Source organism: Vibrio orientalis CIP 102891 = ATCC 33934 (assembly GCF_000176235.1).
GTDB lineage: Bacteria > Pseudomonadota > Gammaproteobacteria > Enterobacterales > Vibrionaceae > Vibrio > Vibrio orientalis.
In genome coordinates this window covers 527,017-553,885 of record NZ_ACZV01000005.1, presented here as the reverse complement: position 1 = coordinate 553,885, position 26,869 = coordinate 527,017, and the positions used below count along the sequence as shown (strand labels likewise).

The following is a 26,869-nucleotide window of genomic DNA, read 5'->3' as shown; positions in this document are numbered from 1 at the left end:
ACTCGGTGATTTCATACTTTTAGTGAATAAAAGTGGTTATCAATTACACCATAAATGAGTGAGATATCAATCGAAAGTTTACATAATTGTTAACAACAACGATGACCTATTTCCCTTTCGCGACCCGATAACTTTGATGCTAGTATTGCGCTAATAAAAAATAAAGCAGTCATAACTAAGGAACAGAAATGAAAGTAATTTCTTTCAATATAAATGGCCTTCGTGCCCGCCTCCACCAACTCCAAGCTGTCATTGATAAGCATCAGCCAGATGTGATTGGTCTGCAAGAAATCAAGGTTCACGATGAAGCGTTCCCGCTCGAAGACGTTGAGGCAATGGGCTATAAAGTCTATTTCCATGGCCAAAAAGCCCATTATGGTGTGGCAATGTTATGTAAGAAAGAACCGCTTTCTGTTCAAAAAGGCTTTCCTACCGACAATGAAGATCATCAAAAACGTATGATCATGGTGACCCTTGAAGATGATAATGGTGAGAAAGTGACGGTGCTTAATGGCTATTTCCCTCAGGGTGATAACATCGGCCATGAGACTAAGTTCCCATACAAGCGCCAGTTCTATTCTGATCTAATGACTTACCTAAACGATCATCACAGTAATGATGAACAGTTGATCGTGATGGGTGACATCAACATCAGCCCTATTGATGCCGATATTGGTATTGGTGAACCGAACCGTAAGCGTTGGTTGAAAACTGGTAAGTGTTCTTTCCAACCTGAGGAACGTGAATGGCTGAAGACACTGTTAGATTGGGGGTTTGTTGATACCTTCCGTCAGATTCACCCTGATGTGAACGACCGTTTCTCATGGTTTGATTATCGTTCAAAGGGCTTCCCTGATAATCGCGGCCTGCGTATTGATGTGGTACTTGCGACGCCAAAGCTGGCAGAGAAATGTATTGAGTCCGATGTCGATTATGAACTGCGTGGTATTGAGAAACCGTCTGACCATGCGCCAATTTGGTCGACGTTTAAGTAGCCCTAGCTAAAAATCAAAGGGATTGATGCTCCTACATCACTCCCTTTGGCTTATAAAATCTAAGAATTTGGCTCCACTTCTGTACCTGCTAGCAATAGTACCTACACGCCCCCAGTTTTATACACTCTCCACAAAAATCAACCTTATTTATAACAAGTTGATTTTGAATATGTATTTTTTATAAATACATTGATAGTATCGAAATTGACTCATTTACGAGACAAATAAATAAAAACATACAATCAAAATTACATATTCAAGAGAATTAACAATGAAAACACAATTATTAGCGATGGCTGTTGCGCTAGGTTTATCAGGCTGTGCGAGTTCACCATACACCTACCATGTAGAGCCTACGCCACTCGTCGCGGGCCAATCCAAATATGTTTTAGGAAATGTGGATGTAAAGCTTACAGAGCGTTTCCCTCTAGAAGCACCTATTGACAACCCATATATCAATGAAGATGAGTTAACTCATGAATTTGTTAAAGCTCTTCAAAAACACATGGCAGAGCAAAACATTCTTGCTAGTTCAGTTGACTCCGCCGATGGCGAAATCAACATCAATGTGGACTTCCAACGCAATCACTCCATTTACAGCGGCGCACTTGCTAAACCAGCAATAAGTCATACTATTGAGATCGTAAAAGACTCGGAGAAGTTAGCAACAACTGCTAGTCGAGGACAGTACACAACCAAATATGCTTATTTTCAAGATACCTTGGTTAATGCGGAGATAAGTGTAGGTACATGGGATGAAGAAGATGAACCGAAAGATGTCGACTTAATTTCAGATCTAATAATTCAAGAAGTAACCGAAGTAGGTAAATAAGCTAGCTCAAATAAAAAATCCGGCGTCTAGGCGCCGGATTTTAATTTAGAATTCATGCTTTCAATTAGATAGCGATAAAGTCTGCTTTGTAGTCTGGGTTAACATCAGCGTCGTAATCAACACCTTCAACACCAAAGCCAAATAGCTTCAAGAACTCTTCTTTGTACTCAACGTAGTCAGTTAGCTCTTTTAGGTTTTCAGAAGTGATCTGTGGCCATAGGTTGCGACAATGCTCTTGAATGTCATCACGCAGCTCTAGATCATCTAGACGTAGACGGTTCTTGTCATCCACTTCTGCCGCGCTGCCATCTTCTTTGTAAAGACGCTGGCTAAACATACGGTAGATTTGCTCCATGCAGCCTTCATGTACGCCTTCAGCACGCATCTTCTTAAATACCATCGCGATATATAGAGGCATTACAGGAATTGCTGAAGAAGCTTGTGTTACTACTGACTTAAGTACTGCGACGTTAGCTGTACCGCCAGTTGCAGAAAGCTTGTCGTTAAGAGCAGTCGCTGCGCGATCGAGATCCATCTTCGCTTTACCTAGCGCACCATCCCAGTAGATTGGCCAAGTAAGCTCTGTACCGATATAGCTGTAAGCTACTGTTTTGCAGCCGTCAGCGAGAACACCCGCTTCAGAAAGCGCATTGATCCAAAGTTCCCAATCTTCACCGCCCATTACAGTAACAGTGTCTTTGATCTCGTCTTCTGTTGCAGGCTCTACGCTTGCTTCGATGATCAGGTCTTTATTAGTATCAACCGCTGTTGATGTGTATGTCTCACCGATAGGTTTTAGAGATGAACGAATAACCTCACCAGTTTCTGGCATTTTACGTACTGGAGACGCTAGCGAGTAAACCACCATATCAATCTGGCCTAGGTCTTCTTTGATTAGGTCGATTGTTTTCTGCTTCGCTTCGTTAGAGAACGCATCGCCGTTTAGGCTTTTCGCGTACAGACCTTCTTCACGAGCTAGCTTTTCAAATGCAACAGAGTTGTAGAAACCCGCTGTACCTGGTTTTTTCTCTGAGCCTTCTTTTTCGAAGAAAACACCGATAGTTGAAGCACCACCGCCAAATGCCGCAGCGACACGAGAAGATAGACCGTAGCCACTTGATGCACCCACAACAAGGACACGCTTAGGTGCGTCTTTGATTGGGCCTTGTGCTTTTGTGTAAGCAATTTGTTCTTTTACGTTAGCTTCACAGCCTACTGGATGCGTAGTAGTACAGATAAATCCGCGAATTCTAGGTTTGATGATCATATTCAACTTCCTTTAAATAACCCCGCTAGAATAAAAGGTTCAAAGTAAGATCGCATCTAATTTCTGTAAAAATGTCGCTAAAATGCAAGTGGTTGGAGCACTTTAAAGCAATGTACAGCGCTCAGGTAACAAAAAGGCACCCAATTGGGTGCCTTAATTATGAAATGTCTCATTATTGCTCGGCTAAAGCCTCATTCACTTACCTTAAGCAACGCTGTCCAGTTTCGCCTTAGACTTTTTTGAGGTTTCATGGGTACGAACTTCGCTCATATCATGACTAAAGTGGTCAACTTGGATTGCTTTGTAGCGCAACTTGTCAGCTGCAACAATCTTGTCCACTTCTTCCTGCGTCAGTACGTCGGCTTCTAGTGCTTGAGCAAGTCTATCCATTAATAGACCTTTACGTGCGACTTTACCCTCTTTCGCCGCGCGCATTATCTTGCGCTCTAGGCTCTTAATGTCATACATCGCCAAGAAGGCATTTTCCATTAGGCCGACGCTGTCGTTTTCATCTTGGCCGACAAAGCAAAGATTCGTCAATCTGTCGCGATGTGCGCCTGGAGTCATTAAACTTTCCGCCAACTTCACAGTAAGATCATCACTTGGCTTCGCAAAATGGTTACCCAATGGGAAGATGATCACTTTAAGCAAGCGGCCCACGGCTTTTTGCGGGTAGTTAGTGAAGGCTTCTTGTAACGACTTCGCTCCGTTGTGTAGACAGTGCTGAACCGCGTAATGGACGTAGTCTAGGTCTTGCTGCTGACGACCTTCATCTTCATATTTCTTCAGCGCCGCTGACGCCATGTATAGGTAAGCAAGGGCATCACCTAAACGCGCAGAGATCATCTCTTTACGTTTTAGATCGCCGCCCAGCGTCGCCATAGCGATATCAGCACTCACCGCAAGCGCACGGCTCAAGCGAGTCATATCTTTGTAGTAACCCTGCGTTGGGCCGCTCATATCAGCTCTCACAAAGCGAGAGCCTGTTAGTGCCGCTCCAAACGCACCAAAGGTATTACCCATCGCATGCTTGATATGTTTGAACAGCAGGTCATCGAACTCTTTAGCGCCTTGCTTTTCGTCTGGGTTCGCTGCCGCTTCCATCTCTTTCAATACGTATGGATGACAACGTGTCGCACCTTGACCAAAGATCATTAGGTTACGAGTTAATATGTTTGCACCTTCTACCGTGATTGCCACTGGAATACCTAGATAAGGCGCCGCCAGATAGTTCATCGGACCATCTTGAATTGCGCGACCAGAATGAATATCCATTGAGTCATTAAGAATCGTGCGCGCCATTTCAGTCATGTGGTACTTAGCAATGGCGGTGACGATGCCTGGCTTTTCTTTTAGATCCAGTGACGTCGTTGTCAGAGTTCGAGTCGCTTCTAGCAAGTAAGTCAAACCACCGATTCGACCCAATGATTCTGCAACACCTTCAAACTTACCAATCGACATCCCAAACTGCTTACGTACGTAGGCATAAGCACCTGTTGTACGGGCTGTTAAGTGGCCCATCGCAGTACCTAGAGCCGGTAGTGAAATACCACGACCTGCTGATAGACACTCAACCAACATGCGCCAGCCTTTACCTGCATATTCTTGACCGCCGATCAGCCATTCCATCGGGATGAACACATCTTTACCGCGCGTAGGGCCATTCATAAACGCTAGGCCAAGTGGATCGTGGCGCTCACCGATTTCAACACCCTTATGGTCTGCAGGAATAAGAGCACACGTAATACCAAGTTCTTTCTTGTCACCCATTAAACCGTCTGGATCGTACATCTTAAATGCCAAACCAAGTACCGTCGCAACAGGTGCTAAAGTAATGTAACGTTTATTCCAGTTAAGACGAATACCAAGCACTTCTTTGCCTTCGTGCTCGCCATAACAGACGATACCATCATCAGGAATACCGCCCGCATCCGACCCCGCTTCAGGACCTGTTAATGCAAAACATGGGATATCAGTACCGTCAGCTAGACGTGGAAGCCAATAATCTTTTTGCTCTTGAGTACCATAGTGAGAAAGAAGCTCACCAGGGCCAAGTGAGTTAGGCACCATAACCGATACCGCTGCACTGATACTGCGAGTCGCGATTTTGGTTACGATGGTCGAGTTCGCCAGTGAAGAGAACTGACGACCGCCATATTCTTTAGAGATAATAAGCGAGAAGAAACGCTCTTTACGCAAGTATTGCCAAACTTCTTCTGGCAAGTCGCGATCTTCTTTTACGATCTTATGGTCATCAAGCATTTCAAGCAGGGTTTGCAGTTCGTTATCCATAAACGACTGTTCTTCTGCTGAAAGCGATGGTTTAGGGTATTGATGAAGTTTAGTGAAATCAGGACGACCTGAGAACAGCTCTCCATCCCACCAAACACTCCCCGCTTCCATAGCTTCTTTTTCAGTGCTTGATAGCGGTGGCAGTACTTTCTTAAACATTTTGAAAGCTGGGTCGCTTACCCATTTTCTTCGTAGAGAGCCCATAATCAGATCCTTTTGTTCACTATTTGGTGGTCCAATATTATTGTTTTATATAGGTATAGATTTTCGTTTTATTCCGCAGCAACTCCGGCTGCTAAAAATGGAATTAGTTGGTCTACAACAGACTTAGCGTCCATCGCTTTGCCATAATCGTTTTCTGCAATTTCTAGTAGCGCTTGGCTTGATGCCATGGTGAAAACGCACGTCCCCAAGGTAAAATGCAAGCGCCAGAACAACTCTTCTTGAGTCAATTTCGGATTGGCTTTCATGACCGATTGGGTAAATAACTGCAAAACTTCAGAGTATCGAGTGGTGATAAACCAACGTAAATGGCCTTGCACATCAGTGTAACCGCGGCCAATCAACAGCATAAAACGGCTGGTTCCGTTTGGTCTGACGTCATTAAGATTACGCAACGGTCCTCTCAAAGACTCAAACACCTCCGCCATCTCATATTGATCATTTAAGTTCAGGTTGATCAGTGCATCTTGAACCGCTGGCATAAATGCTTCTAGGTATCGATTGAGTACTGCTCTTACCAAGGTTTTCTTATCACCAAAATGATAGTTAACCGACGCAAGGTTAACGCCCGCCTTGCTGGTGATCGTGCGTAGGGAGGTATCTTTGAAGCCATGTTCTGCAAATAGAGCCTCAGCAACATCAAGGATTTTCTCTTTAGTAGAATTTCTCACTGGCATTTCAATCACTCGTATTAAACAACTGTTTGAAAATATACATTCGAAACACCAAAGCAACAAGTTATTAACATCACACTTTTAACCATTGGTCTGACCAGATTGCGTAACTTGTTGAGAAGAAGAAAAATTTAATTTTTTTTGATTTTAAGGGAACTCATTGGAAAAGCCCGAGTCTTACTAAGTGTAGTTAGCAGAGTATTCAGGGTTTGGACAACCCATAAGTTTACAGGCCGTCAAACTTGTTTTCTTACTGAAGCTACTAATTTACGCTGCTTTTTCTTATTAACTCCTATGTTTTTTGTATCGGCCCAGAGCATACTTGCTCTGGGCTTTTTTTATTTAGCAGTTATTAATGCGCTTTGTTGAACACCCACAAGGAGCTAAACAGATAATTACTGACCATCCCGACCAATACTCCTACCACTAAAGCAGCCATCGGCATGACGCCAGTTTCACCAAACAGCAACAAAATGGTTTTAAAAGCGAGAAAATTGGGAATTGCGGAGATGCACGCGACACTCATAAATTTGAGCCACTGTTTTGCTAATGCGCGGTCTTGACTCGCAAACGTAAAAGTTCGATTGCCAAACCAAGTGACGGTCGCCGCAACGACAAACGCAATAAGTCTGCTACCGATGAGCGGGATTTCCAGCAGGTAGAAACACAATGCAAACGCACAAGCATCGGCAATAAAGCCGATGCCTCCTACTAGTGCGAATTTAGCTAGACGATGCGCCATTAATTAGCCTCACATCGATAGAGAGAACGACGACTTTTCGACGTAAATTCTATGATGCAGTTGAGTGACCTCTCTTGTACAACTAGATCAACATCCTCTTTCTGTCCAATCAATTGGACTTTATCTAGCGAGTCCAACACACTTTCATCAGTCAATAGTTGTGCTTTTCCGTAGCTATAAAACTGGCCCGAGAAAGGTCTTTTCCCCACGTAATAGGTGTCGACATTTGGATCGCTCATATTAAAAATCACCTTGTCACTTTTCTTGTCACCCGTCCCTAGCTGAATAAACACCACCGCCCCGATCAGTAGTACGGGAACGATACTCGACACTACTTTGAACCATTTAAGATCTTCCGTTGTATCTGAAACTAAAATGGCTATCAATAAGCCAATGGCTGGGATACCCGGAAGCACATACGCTGGAAGAATATTTCCTGAAAAGGTAAACAAGATAAGCGGAGCGACCATCCACAACATTAATAGGCTAAATAAGCCATGTTTAGGTGAAATTACAGAGCTTAACGCTTTGCGTTTAAACCAAAACAGGGCAGGTAAAACGATAGACCAAGGCGCGGCAGAGTAACCCCAGAACAGCCAAATGGTGCCGCGAATTTCATCATGTGCACTGCCGTACAAGTCCCCTTCCCAGCCGCTGACTAAGAAACGTTTAAAATGCTCACCCACAATAAAGTAATCAATAAAACCAGGTGTTGCCTGTTCGGCCATCACGTACCATGGCAGTGCAATTACCAGCATTAATACAGAGCCAAACACGATTGGGAATCGTCGCCAAAGCTGTTTAAACGCACCCAACACACCATGTTGAATGATTAACCAAGGAAAAACCGCGAACCCCATCAGGACGATAACTAATGGTCCTTTCGCTAACAGTCCGATCGCAAGACCAAAAAAACCGATGTAACCCCAGGCTTGATTCGGTTTTTCTTGTTCATAGCTCAGCCAACACAAATAAAACCCAAGCATCGCGATAGTCATGCCCAATGTCAGCGCCATATCCGTCATGACAGCACCTGCTGCAATAGAGAAAATACCGCACGTCGCAAGCACCACTGCTGTGATCAAACCACTATAGCCCATACGCTTAGCAAACATCGCCATTATGATGATGACGAGCACACCCGCTAACCAATGAGGTACGCGCACTGCAAACTCACTAATACCGAAAGCTTCAATGCCATAGGCACTCATCCAAGTAAACAGTGGTGGCTTGCCCCAAAATGGCACACCATAGTCAAACTGAGGAGTCACCCAGTTTCCCGTCTCAACCATGAGCCGTGCCATCTCGCCATATCTCGCCTCGGTGGTGTCCATAAGTGGATAGGCCCCAAGGCTTAATAGCCGAATAAACAGCGCTGCACCTAAAATTGCCCAAAGATGAACTCGGTTGAAATTCACGCTCTTTTCTCCATTGCTTGTAATGTGTGTTGGGGTTGTTTTTCTGCTATTGATTGAACGAGGTAGAGGGGACGCTGCTTAGTCTCGATAAAGATACGGCCGATATATTCACCCATCACGCCGACACACAGCAGTTGTATTCCACCCAAGGCAAGTTGCACGACCATCATTGACGGATAGCCGGTTACCGGGTCGCCAAATAGTATGGTTTTGCCAACGATCATCATGCCGTAGATAAAGGCGCTCAACGCAATCAGACTGCCAAGCACCGTAGCAATACGCAGCGGGCGGATAGAAAACGAAGTAATCCCATCAACCGCAAGCCCAATTAATTTGAGGTAGTTCCATTTCGTTTCACCGCAAAAGCGCGCATCACGCTGAAACTGAATGGTTGTTTGCTTGAAGCCAGGCCAAGCGAAGATGCCCTTCATGTAACGATTTCTTTCCGGTAAAGCATTGATGTGATCAACGACCTCACGTGACAAAAGACGAAAATCACCGACATTTTCAGGAATTTCAGACTTAACCATAGAGTTGAGTAAACGATAGAATGCCGCAGCCGATTGGCGCTTGAACCAAGTTTCACCAAGTCTTTCCTGTCGCTGCATATTGACCACGTCATAGCCTTCTCGCCATTTAGCTAGCATGTCTGGAATCAATTCTGGGGGATCTTGCAAGTCGGCATCAATAACAATCACCGCTAAGCCATTGCTGTATTCAAGCCCTGCGCTCATCGCTGACTCTTTACCAAAATTACGACTCAGAGCAACACTTTGAATCGATGACGTTAATGACTCAAAATGATTCACAAGGCTTAAACTATCGTCTGTGCTACCATCATCGATATAAATGATCTCACTAGAATCGGGCAATTGATCTAGCACTGCGGTAAGACGAGCATGAAGTTCGGGTAAGACTTCTTGCTCATTAAAATATGGCACGATGACACTGAGCGTGATCGCGGCGCTTTTGTAGTCTGGAACAGAAGTAACGATACCCATATTCGCCCCCTATTTACTGGCACTATTATTCGGGTTGTTCACGGCGATGATTCATTCCACCGCTTATGGGCAGCAAATTTATCAATAGTGATGTGAAAAGCTTGTTGTTCACGTTTTTTCCACGTCTAGATTGAGATCATTAAGCGGTCAAACATCGAGAGAACATTATGAACAAGGTATTGCTAGTTGAAGATAACCGTGAAGTTGCAGGCATCTTATTTGATTACTTCGAATGTGAAGGAATGGAATTAGATTACGCAGACAATGGCGAACTTGGACTTCAACTCGCATTAGAAGGAACGTTCGACCTCATTTTGCTTGATCTCATGCTGCCTCGTATGGATGGCCTGACGGTTTGTAACAAGCTAAGAGAAGCTGGAGTGAATACACCTGTCTTGATGCTCACTGCGCTTGATAACCGTGAGGACATGCTGAAAGGGTTTAAGCATGGCGCAGACGACTACTTAACCAAGCCATTTGATCTAGAAATCTTGGAAGCTCGCATTCAAGCTTTGATAAAGCGCTATCGGGGACAAGTAGCCAGTACGGTCTTGCAATTTTCAAGCTTAAGAATCGATCAAAAAACCCGTCAAGCGTTTCGAGAAGATAAGCTGTTGGCACTCAACCCAACCACCTACACCATACTGGAACTACTGTGTCAAAAAGCCCCTGAAGTCGTCACTCGTCAAGAACTCTCAGAAAAGCTTTGGCAAGAAAGTGAACCGAATAACGACGTGCTTCGCAGTCATATTTATCAGCTCAGAAACCAATTGGACAAGCCGTTTGCTAGGCCTATGCTGACCACCATTCCTAAGATTGGTTTTCGTTTAGAGGAACTATGATGCTCAACGCCTCTTTTTCTAACACCAAAACCCTTACGGGCCACTTGGCGATTTTTTTCACGGTCGTGTCTATTACGGTCGGCATCGTTAGCTTTGTCATCTTTTACCTTGCCCTGCAGTGGTCGGAAGACAGAGTGGGCGAAAGACGTATCTTGATTGATAGAGATGCCGCTGTCGCTCGCTTCTTAAGTGGCGAAACAGGGGCAGTAAGGTTGGATGAACTCACCGTCGCGTATAATGATATGACGTTGGTCCCCGAAGTGTATCGTGAGTTCCTCCAAGTGAAAGAAAGCTATCTTGGCGAAGTGGGGGAAGATTTTAACCCTCTTTCCCATATGGTGTTCAAAGGGCAATATACCGACCAAGGAAAAACCAAGCCTATCGTACTATTAACCTTAATCGATCGAGTCGAATTCGACGTAGACGAACTGCTCTACTCAGGAACAATTGTGGTCATGTTAGTGGCGACACTGATGTTTGTTTTTGGCACGATACTCTATCGTCTATCTATTCGCCTGATTGAACCTCTTAACGATATCACCGCACAGCTCAATCAAGATTCAATCGATGTAGAGCAGGCGTTTTCCATCCAGCCTCAATCAGCGCAAGAGTTTCACTTATTGACTGACAGGCTTAACCAATACCGCTCCGAATTAAATCACACGCTCAAACGCGAACAAGCATTCGCCCGCTATGCCAGTCATGAGCTAAGAACCCCTCTTACCGTGGTCAAAGGTGCAAACAAACTGCTGATGCGCGCAGAATCAACCGATTTCCAAAACCGCCAGATTCAGCGTATTGAAGACGCCACAAATGAAATGATCACCATGGTCGACGCGCTACTGTCAATTGTTCGCTACGAGAGAAATGCTGGTGATGCTCCGCTAAGAGCAATAACCAAAGATGAGATCGAATCAATTCTTGAAAGCAGTGCTATCCAAGCATCGTGTAAACATCTTGATATCGAACTGTCATACAGTGACTCACCCGTCACCCGTGCTACAGAGCCGGTGATAAACATGATTCTAGGCAATCTTCTACGCAACGCTATCGCGGCTACTGAGCAAGGCACTATTAGCGTTAATATTTCCAAACAGCAGTTGGTAATTATTGATGACGGCTCAGGATTAAAAGAAGTACCAAACTCTGAAGGCCACGGGCTTGGGCTGCTCATTGTCGACGACTTATGCCAGCGCTACCAATGGCAATTTGATATTCAAAATCATCATTCTAGGGGATGTATAGCGACAATAAAGTTTGATCCAGTTTGATACTAATTAGCACGAATTGGGTAAGATAGTCGGCCGTTCTCCAATAATGCAAACCGATGAAGCTTGCCAATACTCCCATTACACAGCACCAATTTGATGGCATTCCTTTTTTTCTAAAGCGCGATGACCAACTGCATAGCCATTTTAGTGGCAATAAAGCGCGTAAGTTTATGGCGTTGTTGGAACTCGAAGCCACAAACATCGACACGCTGATCTGTTATGGCAGCGCACAAGCAAATAGTCTTTACTCTTTGGCAGCACTGTCCGCTATCAAAGGCTGGCAACTGGAGTTCTATGTCGACCGCATCCCCAACTGGTTGATGGACAACCCTATTGGCAACTATCGTGGTGCATTAGATCTCGGTGCAAAGGTGATCCCAGTGGCAGACTCTCACCTACATCCCGTCGATTACATCGAACAAATACGCCAGCCAGACCAAAGTTGCCTTGTCATTCCAGAGGGTGGAAGGACAACGATGTCAAAACAAGGTATCAACCAGCTCGCTAGCGAAATCTTGTCTTGGAGCCGCTTTGAGACCAACCATCAGTTTGTTGTTGCTCTCCCTGCAGGTACAGGGACAACGGCGCTTTACCTGCACAACTATCTCAAGCCTCATGGCATAGAAGTACTGACTTGCCCATGTGTTGGCGGCAAAGATTACTTGGTCCAGCAATTCATTGAACTTGGCGAGTCTGACCACCCGACCATTCTTGAGCTAGAAACCAAACACCACTTCGGCAAACTCTACCAGCAAGATTACGCCGTTTGGCAGCAACTCCTATCAGAGACAGACATTGAATTTGACCTGCTCTATGACCCTATGATGTGGCGCTGTCTTCAATCATGGTATAAAGATAACTTAGATAAGACGATTATTTATGTCCACCAAGGCGGCATCTTAGGCAACGAAAGTATGCTGCCACGCTATGAACGAAAGTATGGTGTGATTTAGGAGTACGACTATGACGCGATTCATTCTAGTTATTTTGGCTCTTTTTAGCTGGCCGACTATGGCAAACATCATCACTACGCCAGCAAAACCCGTGATTGGTATTAACGCATCCGAGATTGCGAAACGCGTCTGTTATTACCAAGATCAAGCTTATTCAGATGGTGCGATCCTTCAAGTTGGAGAGCACTATATGGTGTGTAAAGAAGCCAATGACTTTGAGACCAATGGTGCCCTTAAATGGGTGCATTTAGACACGGGTTCCGCGCCTAAGCAACAAGAGTCTGAGCAGGTGCCAAAAGCGGGTAAGCGCTATTCTGTTAACTGATTTTTAGAGGTCTATTTTGATCACACCTATCGCTCTGCGTCTTGTAAAAGGCGACGATCTCAAACTGGCGCTCCAACGTTTAGTTGAAAGGCATCAAATTCAAGCAGGCAGTATTGCCTCTTGCGTGGGCTGCTTTACTCAGTTCACGATCCGTCTCGCAGGCGCTACACAAACCTTACAACTGAATGAGCCGCTGGAGATTGTTTCTATCATGGGCACACTGACTCCAGACCACCAACATGTTCACCTTTCCGTCGCAAAAGAGAGCGGTGAAGTGGTTGGTGGGCACTTAATGGAAGGATGTCTGATCGATACAACTGCTGAGCTGATTATCCATAGCTATCACAATATGAGTTTTGATCGAGAGTTTGATGAACAAACGGGCTTTACTGAACTCGTTGTTCATCATCATAAAGGGCTTTAAGTTACCAACACTAGGTATTGATCGTACCTAGCACGCTTTATCTAAACCCTCAGGCTCATCACTTGGTTGCGCTTTATCACGGTAAAGGTTCTCGTCCGCTGCAATCAAAGCGTACTCCAACTCTTCCTCGGGTCTTTTGAACGCGATACCAACACTAACAGAGACTTCCATGTTGTAAGGACGCACTTTTTTACGCGCTACTTCTTTCTTAAGCTTTTCTTTAAGCTCCATTACTCTTGGTGTTGGACAGCCCGGTAAGATCACAAGGAACTCATCGCCGCCTGATCGCACTACATAGTCAGTATCTCTAAACACTCCTTTCATCGCTTCTGCAATATGCTTAATTGCCGCGTCGCCACAATGGTGACCGTAAGTGTCATTGATCGTTTTCAATTTATTACCATCAATTGCTAAAATTGCGATGGTTTGATTCAAAGTATCAGACAAAAATTCTGGAGTACTAAACACTTTTCGGTTGTATAACCCCGTCATCTCGTCACGATTAGACTCTTCGTATACCTCAGAAAACCTCTTCTTTTGAATCTTGTATTGCATGTAATGAACCGTAGCGAATAGAGAAATAACCAATGACAATACGAAAAAAGGGAGAGTATCCAAAATTAATTTACTAATTGGCAGCTCAAATACCAGTGTTGATTTATTATCAATAACATAAGAAGAGCGAAAGGAAAGCTCCCCCATTGGGTACTGAGGATAGTCAACATAAATGTAGTTCATACCACCTTGATCACGGCTAGAAATTGAAGCTTCCTGCGCTAATATAGACATATCAAAATAAATATCTGCGCTAATGTCTCCAATGACCTTCCCTTGATCAATAACTGGACTGGATAACGTAATCGTTTTGGAGCCCGTGATGGTATCGTTATAAATACTTGAAACAAGTAATCGATCAGATAGAGACTCCTTAGTCGCATAGGTAGAACACAAGTTATACATCTGACATCGTTCTTGGTTGAACATATTTTTGTCAAATTGAAAATCGTCAAGCCTACTAAATGACATTAATTTACCGTCATTTTCGTACGAACGATAATATATTAATGAATTTTCTTTCCCTATAAATGAATTCATATTTCCAAATGCATAAATCATAGAGGAGACTATAATTTCCTCTTTGCCTTTGATTTCTAAATCTCCACCTGTAACTGGATAAACATAGATATCGAGACCATACGTACCGCTCTCATCATAAATTTTATTTAACTTATCTCCATTTATGTGGAAAACGGTATTTACAAAAAGAGATGTATATACTAATCGTTGCTTTTGTTTATCAAGATATTCTGTAGCATAAGCAAAATTTGCTTTTTTATCAGCAACTTCAGAAATCGAATATAAGATGAAAATAATAGAGTAGGAGATAAATGCAAGAGCAAGTGAATTAAATGCAACATTCCATTTGTGGTCTTTTACATTCATACATTTACCACCTTAATCAGTTCCACCAAATTATTCACACTGTACTTATCAAATAACCGCTTTTTGTAAGTACTCACCGTCTTATCACTGATTTTCAACAACTGTCCGATATCTTTGTTAGTTTTTCCATTCAATAAATGGCTCATCACCATAGCCTCACGATTTGAGAGTGTGACTTGTTCTTCATTCTCATACCCAGATTTATCACTCTTGAATTTGAAGAAGGTGTAACCGTTAGAAATGCCCTCTACAGCATCACGAAGAATTTCCTGATGCTCTGATTTACAAACATAACCATCCGCTCCAGATTTAAATGCCAATTTACTATATAGTGAGCTTTCTTCTGCTGAGTAGAATAATACCTTCCCTTGATAGCCATGAGACTTAATACGTCGATAAAAGTCGTAACCATCTCCATCAGATAAATTTATATCTAGAATAACAAAGTTAATATTTTTATTTTTAATAACATCCAAAGCACTTCTAAAAGAATAAACTGAAGATATAGAATCCACACAACTCATTAAGCTTAAAGTTGCCTTTATTGCTACTCCTACTAGAGGGTGATCATCAAAAACCAAAATATTAAATTTCTTCATAATCAACTCTAAATATATTCTTAATTTCATTTACCGGAACGGGCTTACTGATGTAGTAACCTTGACAAATATCAACGTTAATTTCTTTCAATAACTTCCAACACTCGTAACTTTCCACACCTTCAGCAACTACTTTTGTTTTAAACTCACTGGCTAAATTACAGATGAATTTTATTATTTTTTGTTTCTTAGTATCTTGTTCACAGTTCATCACAAATGAACGGTCAATTTTTATCTCATTAAACGGTAATGCATATAAGTTTTCGAGTGTCGAATGCCCTGTGCCAAAGTCATCGATGGATATATTGATATCGTTTATTCTTAACTTGGCTAAGTTTTTAAATAGCGATGTATTTTTTTTGTAAGCATACTCTTCCGTAATTTCGATGGTCAGCCTTGCCGGATCGATATTCGATTGATTACATTTTTCAATGAGGCTGTCAGCGAAGTAAGGTTGCTCTAAATTGAACTGATCAACATTGATCGACACATTTCTTGGTAGAAGCCCAGCTTTCATATCCTTAAAAGCATTGTTAACGACAATGTCCAACAGCTCGCACGATAAGTTACAACGTTCTACTATCGGCAAAAACACATCGGGCGTCAGTATGCCTAGCGTCGGATGACGCCATCGTGCGAGTGCTTCTACCCCAACAACAGTACCAGTGTGAAGCTCAACTTGAGGCTGGTAGTAGTTACATAACTCACCGTTTGCTAAACCGATGATAAAGCTCTCATCGGTAACGTCATAGCGTGTCCGCGGAACACTTAGAGAGACTCTACGCTGATGACTCACCAGCTCTTGCAACACTTCTGCTTTAAAGGGTTTCGATATCTCCGCAATAAGGTCAAAAGAGAAGCCTTCACACATTGATTTCACCGTCGCAATGATAGGTAAATCCATCGCGCTGATAATCGCAACTTCCCCTTTGAAGCCTAATTGATTCAACATTAGTAGCATGTCGATACCATCTTTATGAGGCATGCTTAAATCGCAAATGATCAAGTCTACTGAGTGTATTTCTACAAATGCCAAAGCTTCATCAACGTTGTCAAAGCAAGACACCGTTTCAGCACCTAATGCAACTAAGCTTCGTTTGAGCATCTTTAACTGAATAAGATGATCATCAAGCAACACTATATTTTTGTTAAACTTCACCTGACATTCTCCACATTTTGGTAGCTTCAATTTCTGCATCGAGTTTTTGCATAAAATCCACCACCATGTGGACTAGCTCTTCATCACACGCTTTCTCTACTTGCTTACACTGTTCTGCAAGCGCCGATATACCGACAGCCCCTAACGCACCCTTTATTCGGTGTAGTGCCTTACGTTTAACCCCCAAACTGTCCGAGCCATTAAGAACCGTTAGATCTTGCTCCATTGTCTGAATAAAGATATCAGCAAATTCCGAGCGCTCGTGTTCACTATATGGAACTAGCCAACTTGGCATTTCAGCGTTATCACCGAGATATTCCATAAGAAATACGCGTAATGCATCGATACTGTAGGGCTTACAAAGCACAGCATCTTGGCCTGACGCCTGCCCTAGCTCATTTGCAACTCTGGCATCTTCAGCAGTAATGCCTATCACCGGCAGATGAGCGTGAACTTCACTACTTTTAATCAGTCGAGTTAGCTCAAAACCATCCATAACTGGCATGTGGAAGTCAGTAAGAACGATCGATACATCTTGATTGAGGTTGAGATAATCAATCGCCTCTTGACCATTACTAACAATATGATGTTGAACACCAATTTCATCTAGCTGCATTCTTAAAATGGTTTGATTAATACCATTATCTTCCGCCACCAACACTTTCCCAGATAAAGAACGACTCTCAATAGGCTCACGCGGCTCACTATCAGATTGACTTAATAGCTTCTGAATAACGCTAGGGTAACGACACTCTTCGATAGTCATTGGGCTGTTCACTTTGCCATTAATCGTCGCTACTACATGACCTTTATCATTGAGTGAAATATTGGCGCCTTCTTTGACCAACGACATTTTCCAAATACGGCACCACTGCTTTAACGCAACCGGTAAATCTTCTGAATAGCTAAACTGCGCAAGATGACGATCTTCTTGCTCAACACAGGTAAGAGGAATCGTAAGGTAGAAAGCAGAGCCGACATTCGGGATACTTTCGACTGACATGTTCCCGTCCATGCAAGTCACCAGCTTGTCGACAATACTTAAGCCTAAACCTGAGCCACCATACTGTCGGGTAACTCCAGCATCCGCTTGAGTAAACGGCTTAAGCACTTTATCAATCTGTTCAGATGACATACCAATACCGCTATCAGAAATGGTTAATTTCAGTTCAGCTTGCGTACTGGTGACTTCGATTTTGACGAAACCCGATGAAGTAAATTTGATCGCATTAGACAATAAATTATTGAGAATTTGGACCAGTCGAACTTCATCCATTTGAGCAAATCGACACACCAGAGGGTTAATCTCTACTTGATATACAAGCCCTTTGGCCTGTGCCGCTTGTTCATAGGAACGTATTGACTCACACAACAACTCAAGCAAGTTCACCTTGGTTGGATTTAAAATAAACTGCTGTGCATTTAGCTTAGAAAAGTCCAAAACTTCGTCCACTAGGACATTTAGATGACGTGTCGATTTCTGAGCCTGCACCAACAACTCAGCAGTGCGCCCCTCTTTTTCTCTTAGAGACGCGAGCTCAAGTGACCCTTGGATGGCAGCAATTGGTGTTCTAAGCTCATGACTCATCGTTGCCAAAAACTGCTCTCGAGCTATTACTGCTTGCTGAGCCTCTTCGCGTGCGGTAATCAGCTCACTCTCACGTTGCTTCTGCTCACTGATATCATCAAGTACAGTCAGCACATATTCAGTATTAGCCGTCAACGACCGAATGGCCTTTCGCTGCCTAGAAATATGACGTAGATTGTTGTCACAGCCTTTAACTTCGTGATAATCCACAATAGATTGACCACTAAGAACCTTTGCAACCTCTTCTTCGTTGTCGACTAGATATTGATTCGAGAAATTATCGTTCAATGTGCAGCCTAAGCACTGTTTATTTATATAGCGAGAGCAATTACTCAACATCAGCTTGTTGTGTCTATCATGGATGAACACCCAACTATCGAGTTCAGTAATAATCGATTTAAGCCACTCTTTCTCTTTTTCTTCTTGGTTAGCACTCGATTCAGCTAGCTCTACCTTCAGCTTGAGATTAGAAATCAAGAAATAGGCAAATAATCCTGAAAATAACAGAACGGCAAAGACCGCAGCTCCCATTTGCCAAAGATTTTCGGGCGTAACACCATTAACCAAATTGATGCTGCGATGGCTGCGCATGACTTTCTTTAGCTCGTTCTCATCAATGCTGGTGAAAAGGCTATTTAACAAAGCATTCAGTTCAGGGTTATTTTTAGTCGCGAGCGCTAAATGCACTTCTAGTGAATCGCGCTCACCGACCTCAAGTTCGCTCGCATCGTTTCTTAGTAAAATAGTATGGCTAAATTCTTGAGGAATATAGGCAACATCGATGCGATGAGCTTTGAGATCATTCACTATCGACATAAGAGCCGTGTATTGTGAGATTTGGCTATCTCTCCACCCGACTAAGTGAACAAGACCTTTCTCATCAACACCGCTTAAAATCCCCACTTTCTCAAGGCCTTGCTTGGGTTTTGGAGCACCCGGTTTTGTTACCGCAACATAGTTCACGGACATAAATGAATTGGTCAATTGCCAGTTAGGGATGTTCGTTACATCTGTATAAGCAACAGGAACGATGTCGGCGCGAAAGCCTGACAGTTTTCCCTTAACGTTATTGGTGGGCGCAATGTAGTCAAACTCTAACCCGCTACGCGACTTTAACAGTTCAAAAAAGTCATATAAAAAGCCGTCGAGGACACCATCTTCATCTCGAAACAAAAACGGATAGGAGTTCGCTGAAGTGCTATAAGTGATCGGTTTATCATTACCTTTAGCGGCTAGATACCTTGCTAGGCGGCGTTCAATAGTATGGTAGCGGTTGTCCGATACAATCGTTCGAACGCTCGCTCCAGACTGTTCAAGAGTAATAATCTGATTGACTTCATCAATTAGCCACTGGTTACCTTTTGATGTAATTAGGCCAATATTTTCCCCTTTTACCCACTCAGGTGTATCTATCATCCCATTGATAATATTATTGTTATCTAGGTATGTGCTAAGAACAACGAAACTAGAGATGAATGCGTTGCTTTTTCCATCGCGTATTCTGGTTGTCGCCTCATCCAGATCTTTAGCATAGAAAATCTTGCTGATACCGTTTCGCTCAAGTTGATCGCAATAAGATGAGCCTTTTACACATGACCAATTCAGTTCAGTGGCAGGGGTCTTACCCAGTGAATCATCTGCATACCAAACTGCCACGCGACTTTTAAAAAATGGATGAGAAAAGAGAAAACGCGACTCTCGCTGTTTCGTACGGCTAAAACCTACTGACCCCAGCACTTCTTGATGCTCAATAGCCAATAACAACTCATTAATACTTGAGTATGATTTAAATTTGATTTCAGCATTCATCGCCGACGCAACATTGGTCAGATAATCATTACTAATCGAGAAGAATGTATCGGTTTTAGTGCTACATTCCTTACCGCACAGTCCATTTGAAACAACACCAAAAGTAAGCGTTGAAGGTTTTGATTTGGTTGCAGGGTACACTGCATGTGCAGCACTACCTGAAATAACAAATAGCGCAACCAAGGTCATAACAAAATTTAATATACGGTAAAAACGGGTCATTATTACTTTCTCTAGCCTGTAGGAAGGCAAGAATATGAATACTGGAAGCGTTGTCAAATCAACAAAGATAACGACAAATACATAAATAATTGAATTTAATAAGATTTTCCTTCTGGCGTAAGTATATTCCTACCCAAAGCTCAGAGACTACTTACAACAATATTCATTGCGCTTCCTTTATCCCTACAGCGATATTTTCAACAATTCCGTCTAGCAAATGCCCCAAATAAATATGTCATTAACACAGGGCAGATTACCTATACTCTCAGAAAGTAGTTAGACGCAACTCTGCCATTATTTAGAATCAGAATAATGTAGGAATTATCTCTAATTACCAAAAAAACTTATAAAAAAACTCCGCTAAATGAGCGGAGCAAAAAGCATAATAGTCGGGGGAGACTATTTGACTTAAGGGTTCAGTCTTTTGTTCAACGTTAACGGCGGCTATAAAGCAAAGCGCGCGCATTTAATATCGCGTCACGTGTCGGGACTTCGAGTGTCTTCATGCCTTTAAAACGCTCTGGTTCTTTGATCGCTACGTCATGGGCTAAAATCACCATTTTTGCGTTTTTAATATCTTTCTCGGTGATGTGGTTGTTGATGCCATTAGCACCTTGGGTTTCGACTTTAATTTTAATACCCATAGTATAAGCCGCTTTCTCTAACGACTTAGCGGCTAAGAAAGTATGCGCTACCCCTGATGGGCAGGATGTTACCGCTAAGATCTCCGCTTCACCCTCTCCGTCAGTGGCGTGATAGGCTCGGGCCAATGCCGCCTCTTCTTCCTCATCGAGGACATTTTTCTTCAGTAAGATAACAATCAGTGCCGTCGTTATTGCGCCTGCTAGCGTACCTACAATGTAACCAATCTTGCCATCCACCACTGGCAGCACAATCCAGCCCCCCCACGGCGCATGGTTAATCACGTGGAACATAAAGCCAATCACGTTACCGACAATACCACCAGCCACAATCGCCGGTAGCACACGCGCTGGATCAGCTGCAGCAAACGGAATCGCCCCTTCACTAATGCCAATCATGCCCATAATACCTGCTGCCTTGCCTGCTTCACGCTCGTCACGTTTAAACTTTTTCGGTGACAGGAAGGTCGCTAATGCTAATCCGAGTGGCGGCGTACAAATTGCGATACCAACGCCCCCCATTAGCCATGGCTGAGTGTTAACCTGCGTTTGAGCAAACAAGGTGGCGACTTTATTCACCGGGCCACCCATATCAAACGCTGTCATTGCGCCTAACACCGTGCCAAGCATCACTTTACTTGCGCCTGCCATGCCAGTAAGCCAATCATTGAGCCCCGCCATAGCGGCCGATATAGGTGAACCAATTAACCACATCACCAAACCACACGTAGCGAAGGTGCCGACAAGGGGATAGATAAAAATAGAGCCGAGTGAAGTCATGCTGTCAGGCAGTTGGATTTTCTTTAGCATTCGCACCACAAATCCAGCAAAAAAGCCGACCACGATCGCGCCTAAAAAACCCGTATTGTAATGATTCACTGCTACCCATGAGCCAATCATCCCTGGCGCTAAGCCCGGTTTATCCGCAATCGAATAAGCAATGTAGCCACCTAACACGGCAGTAAACAGGGTTAAACCAGCAATGCCCATCTGTGCGATGTCAGCCAGTACGCCACTTTCGGGCACAGCGCCATGACCAGAGATCATCACCGAGAGCGACAACAAGACTCCACCAGCAACAATGAATGGGATCATATGGGAAGTGCCAAACAGCAAGTGTTCTTTAATATGGGCGAGACGTAGCTTCCATGGACTTAGAGGCTCAGGTAGCGGTAGAGGTTCGTCACTCCAAAACTCGTGACTTGGTTGCTGAATATTGGTTAGCAGCTCGCGCGCCTGTTCAACACTTTGCGCCGCCTTAAGCTGACTAATAAATTCTTCTTCAATGAGTTTGGTCGAAAGTTGAGCCAGAACTTCAATATGGTGATGATCGCCACCGTCTGGAGAGGCAAGCATAAAGAACACATCAGACAGCTCGCCGTCTTCGGCGCCATAATCAATGCCCGTTCGGCTAATGCCTACCGCAACCGCAGGTGCTGTGACCGCATCACTTTTTGCGTGCGGAATCGCCACACCGTCTTCAAAGCCAGTATTGCCAATCTCTTCACGTTTCCATAAATCGGCTAAGAACTGTTCTTTGTCGGCCAGTTTCCCGGCCATATCGAGTAACTCAACTAACTCCTTGAGCGCGTCATCTTTGGTTGTGGCCTTAAGATCTAAGCAGATCGTCTCTGGCTCAATTAGATTAGTAATGTCCATTGTATTTACCTTGCAATGTTCACGCTCGAACATAGATTAACCAGCACCCATGGTGTTAGATATAGGACGAAAACACCATTAACTGGATTATTGTAACACTCACATCAAACTGTGATATGCGTCTTTCAAATCATGGTGCCAAATCAAAACCTGCGCTTTATGCTGTGCTAATATCCGAAAAAATAACAAGCCGAGAAACACCGTGAAAATAGTCGCTGTCACCGCCTGCCCAACAGGCATTGCACATACTTATATGGCAGCCGATGCACTTATCAAAGCTGCGCCCAAGTATAAGGTTCAGATCAAAGTCGAAACACAAGGTGCGATGGGCATCGAAAACCTGCTCTCACCGCAAGATATTGCGCTAGCCGATCGAGTGCTGATTGTCTCCGACATCGATATTGACCAAGCTGCCCGCTTTGAAGGCTGCAACGCTATTCGTGTTTCCATTGAAGACGTGTTGGTTAACGTCGACAAAGTGTTTCTTGTCCACTGCCGTTAACGATTCTGTGCCGAAAGCCGTTAATGATGAACGAGTATCAAATCACCTTTTTAGTCGACAGCAGCGAAGCGAACGCCTCTATTGCTCAGCCTTTGCGCCACTTAGCCAAGAAATTCAAAAGTCAGATTAAAATCATTAACATCACCCGTAACCGCAGCGCCGACTTAACCAAGGCCGTCGCGATGCTTCAAGTGGGGTTAGTGAAAGGCGATCTATGCCAGATCACCGCAATGGGCATGGATGCAGAGCTGGCCTGCTTTGTGCTCAAGGATGTCATCGCCGATCATTACACCTTGATTGGCTCGCAGATTAACTATGAGTTTTCCAGTGAGTTATCTGAGCGACTGCCTCAATTGTGCCCGGCCCATGATACCCACTGGCATTATGCCAAAGCCCACACCGAACTGACCAAATTTGAGTGTTTAAAAGGGCTGGCTCAGTTGATACACCCCGGCCACCCTGACGAACTACTCCTTGCCTTTATAAAACGAGAAGAACGCTCTTCGACCTGTGTCACTCCGGGTATCGCCCTGCCCCATGTGATGTTTGAAAACATCGACCATATTGCTATTGCTGTAATTGCCAGTGACAGCCCGATTGATTGGGCTTCGCAAATGGGCGATGTTCACCTCGCTATAGCACTGGTGATGCCTGAAAAACCGACGAGAGAGCAGATCATTGCCGCAACCAACCTCACGCGTAATCTACTTTGCGATCAACTACCTGAACGACTCAAACTCACTCGCAGCAGTGTCGATCTGCAAGCGCTGTTGATGTACTCCATGTCGCAGTTGTTGTCATAACCTCAGCCAAGTTTTCTCACCCTAGACCGAACCGCGATATTCCGTTGGCGTTCTTCCAGTGCGGTTTTTAAATACTCGGCAGAAATAGTTCACGTCTTTAAAGCCGCAGCGCATCGACACTTCATTGAGCTTAAAGTTGTATTTTTTAAGCATGAACTTAGCGCGGTCAATACGCACCCAAGTAATGTAATCGGCTAGCGTCATATGCCCTTGCTGACGGAACAAGCGAGAAAGATGGTTAGACGAAATGCTAAAGCGCGTCGCAATGCTATCGCGGGTAATTTGGCGATGAAAATTCTCTTGAATATAAATACAAATGCCCTGATAAAGATCTTGAACGCGACTTTGCGACTTTTCGACCGGCGCATCAAGTATCGTCTTGCTGTATTGCAGTAACGCCTGCAGCAATAGCTCATCCATTGGCTTTTTATTACTTTCCCTCGCCAGTGCGCTAAGCGCCTCTAGAATATTATCGATAGCGAACCCTGAACGAGTTTGAATACTGTGTTTTTGAATGTCGTAAAAGCTCGCTTCTCCTTTGCGTTTACTGACCAAACTTAAACCTAGTTGCCTGCGACCAAACAGCATGCTCAGCACAGAGCAGTCGGTATCCCAATCAGGCTTGTTCCAACAGTTGGGCGGGACAAAAATCGCGTCACCCGCTTTAGCAACAATACTGGTGACTTTGCGTTCATGAGTTTCCATTTCATTGATGTACTCCCCATCTAGCACCAGCTCAAGGCGCGGAAAGTTAACTTGATAGCTAAACGCTGGAGGCGTGTGAAAATCCCCGGCAAACCAGATGTTATGAAAAGGCTCTCGTTCATTAAGGACTGACGAGATTAAGTCATGAAATACCATTTAGAATCATCTCAAACTGCACGCTAAATCTAAGCATTTGCGCTAATAGCCTAGATATACTCCTTAGTGAAACATAGCGCTATTGAGCAAAATCACAATTCGAGATCTAGGTTACAAAAATCTAGTTATAGAGATAAAACTCCAGTTAGAAATTCACATAAACACTTCATAAAACCAACAAACAAAATCGACACACCCCATATAAATAAAGGGACAGAAACGTACTCAACGTTGTCAAGACAGAGCGAAAAACCGCACCACAACCGATCAAAATCACACTCTAAAACGGACGCAACAATCCTCCAGTAAATGCATTTTTTCTTCACTACAGAGCATTGCTGATAGATTTCAGAATACCCCTAACAAAACAAGAAAAGCACTAGGGGTCCACTATGATCACCAAATTGATCAACGAAAACTTAATTAAGCTTGAGCTGCAAGCTACCTCCAAACAAGAGGTGTTCGAAGAGCTGATCGAGGTTCTTCACCAACAAGGTCGTATTTCTAACAAAGCTGATTTCTTAGCTGATATCCAAAAGCGCGAAGCAGAAGGCAACACGGGCTTTGAAGATGGTATTGCCATCCCTCACGCCAAGAGTGCGACAGTGATTGAACCTGCGGTTGTGATTGGTATTCACAAAGCAGGCATCGAATACGGCGCTGACGACGGCCAGCCATCAAAACTCTTTTTTATGATCGCTTCTCCTGATGGCGGCGATAACCACCATATCGAAGTGCTGGCTGAGCTCTCTTCTAAATTGATTGAAGATGGCTTTGTTGAAAGCTTCATCAATGCCACTTCTCCTCAGCAAGCGCTTGAACTACTACTACAAAAGCCGCAAGCCGACGAAGCGCAACCGCTAGACACAACTAAAGGCTTTATCATCGGTGTCACAGGTTGCCCAGCTGGCGTTGCCCACACTTACCTTGCGGCCGAAGCACTTGAAAAAGGCGCGCGTGCAATGGGCTTTGAGGTCAAAGTCGAAACCAACGGCTCAATCGGTGTAAAAAACAGCCCAACGGAAGAAGAGATCGCTCGCGCTGACGCGATTGTTGTTGCCTGTGATAAACAAGTTGATATGGCGCGCTTTGCAGGTAAACGAGTGATCAAGACCAACGTAAAAGCACCGATTCGTGATGCAGAGGGTTTGATTACGCAAGCACTTAACGCTCCAACTTACCAAGCAGAAACCACCAGCGCTCCGCAATCTGTTACAGAGAAAGCGTCTCAAGCACGTTCTGATCTTTACCGCTACCTAATGAATGGCGTGTCACACATGATCCCATTCGTGGTGACTGGTGGTCTACTTATCGCCCTTGCTCTAGCAGTCGGTGGTGAACCAACTGAAGCTGGCATGGCTATTCCTGACGGTAGTCTTTGGAACCAAATCTTAGAAGTCGGTGTGGTTGCCTTCACCCTGATGATCCCAATCCTTGCCGGTTACATTGCCTATGCGATTGCTGACCGCCCTGCTCTGACTCCAGGTCTAATCGGTGGCTGGATTGCCAACAACGGCTCATTTTATGGCGCTGACGCAGGTACTGGCTTTATCGGTGCCATCATCGCGGGTCTGTTAGTGGGTTACTTCGTTAAGTTCATTACTTCAATCAACTACCACAAATTTATTCAGCCACTTGTACCAATCATGATCGCTCCGATCACTGGCTCACTGTTTATCGCGGGTCTGTTTATCTTTGTTATTGGCGCACCAATCGCAGGACTCATGGATGGCCTGACTGCGATGCTCACCAGCATGAGCACAGGTAACGTGGTTCTACTGGGCATCGTACTCGGTGGCATGGCTGGCTTTGATATGGGCGGCCCATTTAACAAGGTCGCATTCCTATTCTCTGTCGGCATGATCGCGAGCGGCCAAACTCAATTTATGGGCGCAATGGCGTGTGCAATTCCTGTTGCTCCACTGGGTATGGCTCTGGCTACTGTACTAGGCCGCAAGTTTGACCTGTTCGAGTCTTCTGAAATTGAAGCAGGTAAAGCAGCAGGCGCAATGGGCTTGGTTGGCATCTCTGAAGGTGCGATTCCATTTGCGGCGCAAGACCCTATGTCGGTGATTCCTGCCAACGTGCTGGGCTCTATGGTTGCAGCAGTGATGGCGTTCTCATTCGGCATTACCAACAGCGTGGCGCACGGTGGCCCGGTCGTCGCTCTACTTGGTGCAATGAACTACCCACTGCTAGCCCTTGTTTGTATGGCGGCAGGTGCGGGTGTAACAGCGCTAACTTGCATCACCTTAAAGAACCTTCGTAAAGCGAAATACACAGCCGCTGCGGCTTAATCCTTCCTTACTGATATTGGCTTGGGCT

Annotated in this window: 22 protein-coding genes; 10 read left to right on the top strand and 12 right to left on the bottom strand. The window is 44.2% G+C overall.

Features of this window, described 5'->3' with window-relative positions; all coding sequences use genetic code 11:
- Positions 1-188 precede the first annotated feature (188 nt).
- Positions 189-995: an exodeoxyribonuclease III gene (gene xthA / locus VIA_RS13050; protein WP_004413485.1), complete on the top strand. Its 807-nt coding sequence runs from the start codon at positions 189-191 to the stop codon at positions 993-995.
- Positions 996-1,266: 271 nt separating this feature from the next.
- The gene (locus VIA_RS13045; RefSeq protein WP_004413484.1) at positions 1,267-1,827 is read left to right on the top strand and encodes a YajG family lipoprotein; all 561 of its coding nucleotides are present in this window, start codon (positions 1,267-1,269) and stop codon (positions 1,825-1,827) included.
- A gap of 64 nt (positions 1,828-1,891) precedes the next feature.
- Here the strand turns inward: VIA_RS13045 and fabV are convergent, their stop codons facing one another.
- The 6 genes from fabV to VIA_RS13015 form a co-directional block, all read right to left on the bottom strand.
- Entirely contained in the window at positions 1,892-3,094 is a 1,203-nt protein-coding gene (gene fabV / locus VIA_RS13040) for an enoyl-ACP reductase FabV (RefSeq protein ID WP_004413483.1), read from the bottom strand.
- 204 nt (positions 3,095-3,298) lie between these two features.
- Positions 3,299-5,590, bottom strand: coding sequence for an acyl-CoA dehydrogenase (locus VIA_RS13035; protein ID WP_004413482.1), 2,292 nt, complete (start codon positions 5,588-5,590; stop codon positions 3,299-3,301).
- Between the two features lie 68 nt (positions 5,591-5,658).
- On the bottom strand, positions 5,659-6,285 hold the full coding sequence (psrA, locus tag VIA_RS13030) for a TetR family transcriptional repressor PsrA (protein WP_004413481.1): 627 nt from the start codon (positions 6,283-6,285) through the stop codon (positions 5,659-5,661).
- A gap of 349 nt (positions 6,286-6,634) precedes the next feature.
- Entirely contained in the window at positions 6,635-7,024 is a 390-nt protein-coding gene (locus VIA_RS13025) for a GtrA family protein (protein ID WP_004413480.1), read from the bottom strand.
- Positions 7,024-8,442 (bottom strand): ArnT family glycosyltransferase, encoded by a 1,419-nt coding sequence (locus VIA_RS13020; RefSeq protein WP_004413479.1) that lies wholly within the window; start codon positions 8,440-8,442, stop codon positions 7,024-7,026. The genes VIA_RS13025 and VIA_RS13020 overlap by 1 nt, the downstream gene beginning before the upstream one ends.
- Positions 8,439-9,443 (bottom strand): glycosyltransferase family 2 protein, encoded by a 1,005-nt coding sequence (locus VIA_RS13015; protein WP_004413478.1) that lies wholly within the window; start codon positions 9,441-9,443, stop codon positions 8,439-8,441. Before VIA_RS13015 ends, VIA_RS13020 begins: the two co-directional genes overlap by 4 nt.
- Positions 9,444-9,610: 167 nt before the next feature.
- Here VIA_RS13015 and VIA_RS13010 point away from each other — a divergent pair, with 167 nt between their 5' ends.
- Genes VIA_RS13010 through VIA_RS12990 form a run of 5 tightly spaced genes read left to right on the top strand, consistent with a single transcriptional unit; the run spans position 9,611 to position 13,258 of the window.
- Positions 9,611-10,285 carry a response regulator transcription factor gene (locus VIA_RS13010; RefSeq protein ID WP_004413477.1) on the top strand — a complete coding sequence of 225 codons (675 nt, stop codon included), beginning with the start codon at positions 9,611-9,613 and terminating at the stop codon, positions 10,283-10,285.
- Positions 10,282-11,556: a sensor histidine kinase gene (locus tag VIA_RS13005; protein ID WP_206536158.1), complete on the top strand. Its 1,275-nt coding sequence runs from the start codon at positions 10,282-10,284 to the stop codon at positions 11,554-11,556. The genes VIA_RS13010 and VIA_RS13005 overlap by 4 nt, the downstream gene beginning before the upstream one ends.
- Positions 11,557-11,612: 56 nt before the next feature.
- Positions 11,613-12,509, top strand: coding sequence for a pyridoxal-phosphate dependent enzyme (locus tag VIA_RS13000; RefSeq protein ID WP_004413475.1), 897 nt, complete (start codon positions 11,613-11,615; stop codon positions 12,507-12,509).
- Positions 12,510-12,519: 10 nt separating this feature from the next.
- The gene (locus tag VIA_RS12995) at positions 12,520-12,834 is read left to right on the top strand and encodes a DUF1496 domain-containing protein (protein WP_004413474.1); all 315 of its coding nucleotides are present in this window, start codon (positions 12,520-12,522) and stop codon (positions 12,832-12,834) included.
- A gap of 16 nt (positions 12,835-12,850) precedes the next feature.
- Positions 12,851-13,258 carry a PPC domain-containing DNA-binding protein gene (locus VIA_RS12990; protein WP_004413473.1) on the top strand — a complete coding sequence of 136 codons (408 nt, stop codon included), beginning with the start codon at positions 12,851-12,853 and terminating at the stop codon, positions 13,256-13,258.
- A 27-nt stretch (positions 13,259-13,285) separates the two neighbouring features.
- Here VIA_RS12990 and VIA_RS12985 read toward each other — a convergent pair whose 3' ends face one another.
- From VIA_RS12985 to VIA_RS12965, 5 genes are all read right to left on the bottom strand, one after another.
- Positions 13,286-14,701 carry a sensor domain-containing diguanylate cyclase gene (locus VIA_RS12985; protein ID WP_004413471.1) on the bottom strand — a complete coding sequence of 472 codons (1,416 nt, stop codon included), beginning with the start codon at positions 14,699-14,701 and terminating at the stop codon, positions 13,286-13,288.
- A complete protein-coding gene (locus VIA_RS12980) occupies positions 14,698-15,300 on the bottom strand; it encodes a response regulator transcription factor (RefSeq protein WP_004416294.1) in 603 nt (200 codons plus the stop codon). The genes VIA_RS12985 and VIA_RS12980 overlap by 4 nt, the downstream gene beginning before the upstream one ends.
- Positions 15,287-16,459 (bottom strand): EAL domain-containing response regulator, encoded by a 1,173-nt coding sequence (locus VIA_RS12975; RefSeq protein WP_004413469.1) that lies wholly within the window; start codon positions 16,457-16,459, stop codon positions 15,287-15,289. The genes VIA_RS12980 and VIA_RS12975 overlap by 14 nt, the downstream gene beginning before the upstream one ends.
- Entirely contained in the window at positions 16,449-20,078 is a 3,630-nt protein-coding gene (locus VIA_RS12970) for an ATP-binding protein (RefSeq protein ID WP_004416297.1), read from the bottom strand. Before VIA_RS12970 ends, VIA_RS12975 begins: the two co-directional genes overlap by 11 nt.
- A 434-nt stretch (positions 20,079-20,512) precedes the next feature.
- Positions 20,513-22,378, bottom strand: coding sequence for a fructose-specific PTS transporter subunit EIIC (locus tag VIA_RS12965; protein ID WP_004413467.1), 1,866 nt, complete (start codon positions 22,376-22,378; stop codon positions 20,513-20,515).
- 202 nt (positions 22,379-22,580) lie between these two features.
- On the opposite strand from VIA_RS12965, the gene VIA_RS12960 reads away from it, so the two are divergent.
- Together VIA_RS12960 and VIA_RS12955 are read left to right on the top strand one after the other, a co-directional pair.
- Positions 22,581-22,880: a PTS fructose transporter subunit IIB gene (locus tag VIA_RS12960; protein WP_004416301.1), complete on the top strand. Its 300-nt coding sequence runs from the start codon at positions 22,581-22,583 to the stop codon at positions 22,878-22,880.
- Positions 22,881-22,903: 23 nt separating this feature from the next.
- Positions 22,904-23,683, top strand: coding sequence for a PTS sugar transporter subunit IIA (locus tag VIA_RS12955; protein ID WP_004413465.1), 780 nt, complete (start codon positions 22,904-22,906; stop codon positions 23,681-23,683).
- A gap of 21 nt (positions 23,684-23,704) precedes the next feature.
- Here the strand turns inward: VIA_RS12955 and VIA_RS12950 are convergent, their stop codons facing one another.
- Positions 23,705-24,544 carry a helix-turn-helix transcriptional regulator gene (locus VIA_RS12950; RefSeq protein WP_004413464.1) on the bottom strand — a complete coding sequence of 280 codons (840 nt, stop codon included), beginning with the start codon at positions 24,542-24,544 and terminating at the stop codon, positions 23,705-23,707.
- Positions 24,545-24,936: 392 nt separating this feature from the next.
- Here VIA_RS12950 and VIA_RS12945 point away from each other — a divergent pair, with 392 nt between their 5' ends.
- Positions 24,937-26,841: a PTS fructose transporter subunit IIABC gene (locus tag VIA_RS12945; RefSeq protein ID WP_004413463.1), complete on the top strand. Its 1,905-nt coding sequence runs from the start codon at positions 24,937-24,939 to the stop codon at positions 26,839-26,841.
- Positions 26,842-26,869 lie beyond the last annotated feature (28 nt).